Origin of the sequence: Nostoc sp. CHAB 5715, assembly GCF_020829685.1 — a bacterium.
GTDB lineage: Bacteria > Cyanobacteriota > Cyanobacteriia > Cyanobacteriales > Nostocaceae > Nostoc.
Genome location: NZ_JAIVFR010000493.1, coordinates 1 through 5,240 on the forward strand (window position 1 = coordinate 1; position 5,240 = coordinate 5,240).

Below are 5,240 nucleotides of genomic sequence, written 5' to 3' on the forward strand. Positions count from 1 at the left end.
TTGAGGAAGTTGACGACGGCTATGGCTTCCAGGTGGAGTTGATTCGCCGTTGGTTTTTCAACCGGACATGATATCAAAGACTCATTAACGGAGTTCAAAGACTCGTTCACGAGTATCAAAGACTCGTCCGCGAGTATCAAAGACTCGTCCGCGAGTATAAAAGACTCGTCCGCGAGTATCAAAGACTCATTCACGAGTATCAAAGACTCGTCCACGAGTATCAAAGACTCATTCACGAGTATCAAAGACTCATTCACGAGTATAAAAGACTCATTCACGAGTATAAAAGACTCATTCACGAGTATCAAAGACTCGTCCGCGAGTATTGAAGACTCATTACAGCAGTTTTCATTTACTTAAACCGCACTCTTGCATTCTTGTCTGTGCCTCTGCATGAGACAAAAAATCTTTCGGTATTCTTTCAACACCAAGCTGTAATTAAGAATTACGAATTAGTTGCAATAACCGCCTCAGAATAAATTCTGAGGCTAATAGTTAAAGTCGTCTAAAGACGACTGGTAAAAAATTACAGTCCACTTGAGTGGACTTTAGCTATGAGCCGCTGAAATTTATTTCTGGGCGGGCGATGGTGCTAATCGAGAATCGTGCAAGATATAAGCTAATCTTCTTCACTCTCTACTTTCTGCCGCACTCTGGCAAGACTTGCACGCACACTTTCAGCATCCGGTGACTTCAATCGCTGCAAAATCTCTAAAGCTGGTTGCAAATAGGATATCGCTATAGTGTATTCACCCTGCTGTTCTACCAAATGTCCTAACCACCACAGAGTCATTGCTTTGCCTTGGACATTACCAATGCGTTCTGTTATTTCCAAAGACTGATTGTAGAGTGCGATCGCTTTTTGTACCAAGTGCCTGTAAACTAGATCAATCGACAGAAAGGTTGGTGCGAGTAAACCTGATTAGTTATGATTTAATTAAATTCCGGTTTGCCGGATTATGGTTATTTAGAATTTATGGAAGTCATCAAGCTAGGAAAAACAGGTCAAGTCTCTATTCCCAAAGCAATTCTTAATCGTCTAGGGTTGGATGGGGAAACTATGCTACTGGTGGAAACTACTGCTGATGGTGGAATTTTACTACGTCCTGCTGGAGTGTATCCGATTGAGATATATACAGACGAATGAATCGAGGAGTTTCAGATAGCCGATCGCTTAACTGACGAAGAAGCTAAACAACTTCAGCAACAGCTTCAAGATGCTCAATAGGGAATATAAATGCGCTTATTCCTGGATGCTAATGTTATCTTTGCAGCAGCTATTAGTCCTGATGGTCGCTGTAGTGCATTGTTTAAGTTAGCTTCTGCTGGGTATTGTGCTTTGCTAACTTCGCCTCATGCTTTGGAAGAAACACGGCGTAATATTACAGCTAAATATCCCCAAGCTTTAACACGATTGGAGCGAGATTTAATACCCAAACTAACTATAGTTGGAGAAGCACCAATTACACGAGTCAATTGGGCAATGGAGATGGGACTACCTTTGAAAGATGCTCCCATTTTAGCGACAGCAGTAGAGAGTAGAGCAGACCTTTTGGTAACGGGTGATAAGACACATTTTGGTTCATTAACAGTTTCCGCCCCTTCGCACCACAGGCGATACAAAATTTGTGCAGCTTGTTTTTACAACTCTTCACCCTTGGGGTTTTCTGGAAACTCTAGCAACGGTGACAAAATCCGGGGGACACGATACAACCTCTCTGTGTTGTTGGTGAGGGTAACTTCCAACAAACCCAAAATTTCAGCGCGTTGAATATGACTTTCCCAACTTGAGATATCCTCACAAATCGGGGAAATAGCAGCTTGAGGAACAGGTAACTCATACACCAACAACTTCCCCAGCATTTGACGCAAAGCTGGAGTTTGCTGCTTCAGCAATTCCTCAGCCAAAATATCCTCACGAAATTCCTTTTCCTTATCTGCCATCTTTTACAGAATCATCTCAACTCCCCTGATATACCCCTCCTTGCTTGCGGGGAGGGGTGCCGTAGGCGGGGTGGGGTTCTGTGAATTTTGCAAAATCTTATCTAACCATTCCAACAGCCGAGGACGACAATGGTGATAATGGTAGCTATAGCTGCTAGAGTCCCTTCTCTTTGGGTTGGGACTTCGTAGGTTCCGGATATTCCGGGGATTTCTAGCAATGCTTCGGCTGCTGTTGGTGCGTCTTCACCTTCGATTCCGATTTGAATTTGTGCCATAAAGTTATCTGGGAATTTATAGTATTTTTATCTCACGCAGAGGCGCAGAGACGCAGAGAGGATTACAAAATTATCTACTTTGTGTGTACCAATTGTCTAAAATAAGGCAACAAACGCAAACCTGGAAACCCAGATTGAATCTGAGTTTCAAAAATTACGAATTACATTAGCAATGTAGGAGTGTCATTATCAATTACAAATTACTTTAAGTCCCTTTTTAGCAGGTGAACAATATGGTTCAGACTTCAGTTAAAAAACTAACTTTTGAAGAGTTTCTAGAGCAATACCCTGATGGTGGCATTTACGAACTGATCAACGGAGAGATTATACCAGTGGAGCCAACTAGAGCGCATAAGAATGTGGCAAGGTTTTTAATGCTTGCCTTCAATGATGAAATTAGACGCTTGGGACTTGAATATATTGCTGACAAAGATATCATCATTAGGACGTTTACTGATGCTGGGCAAGAACAAGGTAGAAATCCAGATGTGGGTGTAGTTAATGCATCACAGTGGAACAGTAATGTTTTAGCCTACGGGGCGCTGATTGAGCCGATTCAACTTGCTGTAGAAGTTACCTCAACAAACTGGGATGATGATTATGTTGATAAACTAGATGAGTATCAGCGACTGGGTATCTCTGAGTATTGGATTGTAGATTATCTGGCGATCGCTTCTCGTGCTTATCTCGGTAATCCCAAACTCCCCACAGTTTTTGTTTACCAGTTGATTGATGGGCAGTACCAAGTTCAAAAGTTTACGGGCAATGATCGTATTATCTCTACTACTTTCCCAGAACTAGCGTTAACTGTTAAACAAGTTGTAGCTGCAAGTCAAATCCAAAAACTATGAGAAGTTCCAAAAATGGTATGGACTCCTCTACACGCAAAAATCCATCGCACAATGCGATCGCGCCATTTATTTGAGCGTCATCAAAAGCTATTAGTCGCCGTTTCTGGTGGACAAGATTCTCTGTGCTTAATTAAATTACTTTTAGATTTACAATCCAAATGGGGATGGGATTTAGGTATTGCTCACTGCGATCATCGTTGGCGTTCTGACTCCGAAGCTAATGCTCATCACGTCGAAAATTTAGCTAAAACTTGGGATATATCCTTTTATTTAGAAACAGCGAACAAACCTATAAATAGTGAAGCTGCTGCACGCGATTGGCGCTATCAAGCTTTAAGTGCGATCGCCCAAGCGAATAATTATCAATATATAGTTACAGGACACACCGCCAGCGATCGCGCCGAAACTCTCCTCTACAACTTAATTCGCGGTACTGGTGCTGATGGCTTACAAGCCCTAACTTGGCAACGCCTCCTAACTACAGGCATTATGCTAGTGCGTCCACTTTTAGAAATTACTCGCTCACAAACAGAGCAATTTTGTCAAGAGTTAAAATTACCAATTTGGGAAGATTCCACCAATCATGATTTGCAATATGCCCGCAACCGCATTCGCCAAGAGTTAATACCATATTTGCGGGAAAATTTCAATCCTCAAGTAGAATCAGCCTTAGCCCAAACAGCAGAACTTCTCCAAGCGGAAGTGGAATATTTAGAAAAAGCTGCCCAGCAGGTACGGGATGGGGCGATGAGTGGGGGAGATGAGGGAGATGAGGGAGAAATATCTTCCTCATCCTCCTCATCCTCCTCATCCCCCTCATCCCCCTTTGCTTTTCCCTTACGCTTAAATCGTCGAGTATTGCAAAAAGCACCACTGGCATTGCAACGTCGCGTGATGCGCCAGGTATTGCAGCAAATATTGACTGATGCACCTAGTTTTGAACACATCGAAAAATTAACGGCTTTAATTATAGCGCCCAACCGATCGCAAACTGATCCATTTCCTGGTGGTGCGATCGCGCAAGTAGAAGGCGACTGGATCTGTTTAAAATAGTTAGGAGTTAGTAGTTAAGAGTTAATAGTTAAGACTTATACTATTAGACTTTAAACAAAAAAGAGGAACGATGCACATTATTGGTTTTAGAATCTTAAGAGGATATGCAGAAAACTCCCAAGTTGATAAAAAGTGAAGCTGAAAATGAGCAAGCTTTAGGGATAGTGGAAGATTTAATGCACCGGGAACGCAGCCCAGAAGAAGACGAAGTTTATCAGTTATTAATTACTTTAATTGAAAAGTTTGAACAAGAATATTATCAGCCAAGCCAGCAGAATAATCCTTTATCTATGTTGTTATTTATTTTAGAGGAATCTGAGAAAAGTAGAGATGATTTAGTAGCGGTTTTAGGAACAGAAGATTTGATTGATAATATTTTAAATGGACAAGAGAAGATAAATACAGAACAAGCGCGTAAGCTGGGAGAGTTTTTTCATGTAGAATCTAGTTTATTTATGGAATAATAACTAAGTTCGTAGTTGGGCTTTAGCCCGAAAAAAATAAGTTGGGGTATTGAGTTTAAGAGAGAAGCCAAGGGATTGATCGCAAACTGCTCCATTTACCGGTGGTACGATCACCCCAGTAGAAGGCAACTGGATCTGTTTGAAATAGTTAGGAGTTAGGAGTTAAGACTAAATTTCTTGAACTTTGCCATTTATACTTACCGAGGCAATGGGAAGAATCCACCAATAGATCGCCAGTTATCGTTGATGCCAGACCAATCGCTAACCCCTTCTTGCCACCAGCTTGTGTAGACTCGCCCATCGTTACCAACCACAAATAGGTCTAGCTGTCCTGACCGACGAGCAACGGCACTGACACGTGCACCTACTGGGAAGAATCCACCAATAGATCGCCAGTTATTGTTGATGCCAGACCAATCGCTAACCCCTTCTTGCCACCAGCTTGTGTAGACTCGCCCATCGTTACCAACCACAAATAGGTCTAGCTGTCCTGACCGACGAGCAACGGCACTGACACGTGCACCTACTGGGAAGAATCCACCAATAGATCGCCAGTTATTGTTGATGCCAGACCAATCGCTAACCCCTTCTTGCCACCAGCTTGTGTAGACTCGCCCATCGTTACCAACCACAAATAGGTCTAGCTGTCCTGA

The 5,240-nt window shown here is 42.4% G+C and carries 7 protein-coding genes and 3 pseudogenes; 5 read left to right on the top strand and 5 right to left on the bottom strand.

The annotated features are described in order from the left end of the window. A pseudogene (locus LC574_RS24150) lies at positions 1-299 on the bottom strand (hypothetical protein); the annotation flags it as partial. Between the two features lie 320 nt (positions 300-619). Further along, positions 620-871, bottom strand: a complete 252-nt coding sequence (locus LC574_RS24155; RefSeq protein ID WP_229456092.1) for a tetratricopeptide repeat protein — start codon at positions 869-871, stop codon at positions 620-622. 105 nt (positions 872-976) lie between these two features. Here LC574_RS24155 and LC574_RS24160 point away from each other — a divergent pair, with 105 nt between their 5' ends. After that, positions 977-1,147, top strand: coding sequence for an AbrB/MazE/SpoVT family DNA-binding domain-containing protein (locus LC574_RS24160; RefSeq protein WP_229456093.1), 171 nt, complete (start codon positions 977-979; stop codon positions 1,145-1,147). Between the two features lie 90 nt (positions 1,148-1,237). Beyond that, a pseudogene (locus tag LC574_RS39215) lies at positions 1,238-1,513 on the top strand (PIN domain-containing protein); the annotation flags it as partial. 128 nt (positions 1,514-1,641) lie between these two features. Here LC574_RS39215 and LC574_RS24170 read toward each other — a convergent pair. After that, the gene (locus tag LC574_RS24170) at positions 1,642-1,944 is read right to left on the bottom strand and encodes a hypothetical protein (protein WP_229456095.1); all 303 of its coding nucleotides are present in this window, start codon (positions 1,942-1,944) and stop codon (positions 1,642-1,644) included. Between the two features lie 101 nt (positions 1,945-2,045). Beyond that, positions 2,046-2,219 (bottom strand): hypothetical protein, encoded by a 174-nt coding sequence (locus LC574_RS24175; protein WP_229456096.1) that lies wholly within the window; start codon positions 2,217-2,219, stop codon positions 2,046-2,048. A gap of 233 nt (positions 2,220-2,452) precedes the next feature. Between LC574_RS24175 and LC574_RS24180 the strand changes: the two genes are divergently transcribed. The 3 genes from LC574_RS24180 (at position 2,453) to LC574_RS24190 (ending at position 4,587) form a co-directional block, all read left to right on the top strand. Further along, positions 2,453-3,070 (top strand): Uma2 family endonuclease, encoded by a 618-nt coding sequence (locus LC574_RS24180; protein ID WP_229456097.1) that lies wholly within the window; start codon positions 2,453-2,455, stop codon positions 3,068-3,070. A gap of 12 nt (positions 3,071-3,082) precedes the next feature. Then, positions 3,083-4,123: a tRNA lysidine(34) synthetase TilS gene (gene tilS / locus LC574_RS24185; RefSeq protein ID WP_229456098.1), complete on the top strand. Its 1,041-nt coding sequence runs from the start codon at positions 3,083-3,085 to the stop codon at positions 4,121-4,123. 104 nt (positions 4,124-4,227) lie between these two features. Next, a complete protein-coding gene (locus LC574_RS24190; RefSeq protein ID WP_229456099.1) occupies positions 4,228-4,587 on the top strand; it encodes a type II toxin-antitoxin system HigA family antitoxin in 360 nt (119 codons plus the stop codon). Positions 4,588-4,784: 197 nt separating this feature from the next. Here LC574_RS24190 and LC574_RS24195 read toward each other — a convergent pair. Then, positions 4,785-5,240 (bottom strand): annotated as a pseudogene (locus tag LC574_RS24195) (hypothetical protein); the annotation flags it as partial.

What these genes read in the sequence shown, in the direction of transcription:
- LC574_RS24160 (WP_229456093.1), top strand. Translation starts at nt 977, where the DNA reads ATGGAAGTCATCAAGCTAGGAAAAACAGGTCAAGTCTCTATTCCCAAA.
- LC574_RS24170 (WP_229456095.1), bottom strand. Translation starts at nt 1,944, where the DNA reads ATGGCAGATAAGGAAAAGGAATTTCGTGAGGATATTTTGGCTGAGGAA.
- LC574_RS24175 (WP_229456096.1), bottom strand. Translation starts at nt 2,219, where the DNA reads ATGGCACAAATTCAAATCGGAATCGAAGGTGAAGACGCACCAACAGCA.
- LC574_RS24180 (WP_229456097.1), top strand. Translation starts at nt 2,453, where the DNA reads ATGGTTCAGACTTCAGTTAAAAAACTAACTTTTGAAGAGTTTCTAGAG.
- tilS (WP_229456098.1), top strand. Translation starts at nt 3,083, where the DNA reads ATGGTATGGACTCCTCTACACGCAAAAATCCATCGCACAATGCGATCG.
- LC574_RS24190 (WP_229456099.1), top strand. Translation starts at nt 4,228, where the DNA reads ATGCAGAAAACTCCCAAGTTGATAAAAAGTGAAGCTGAAAATGAGCAA.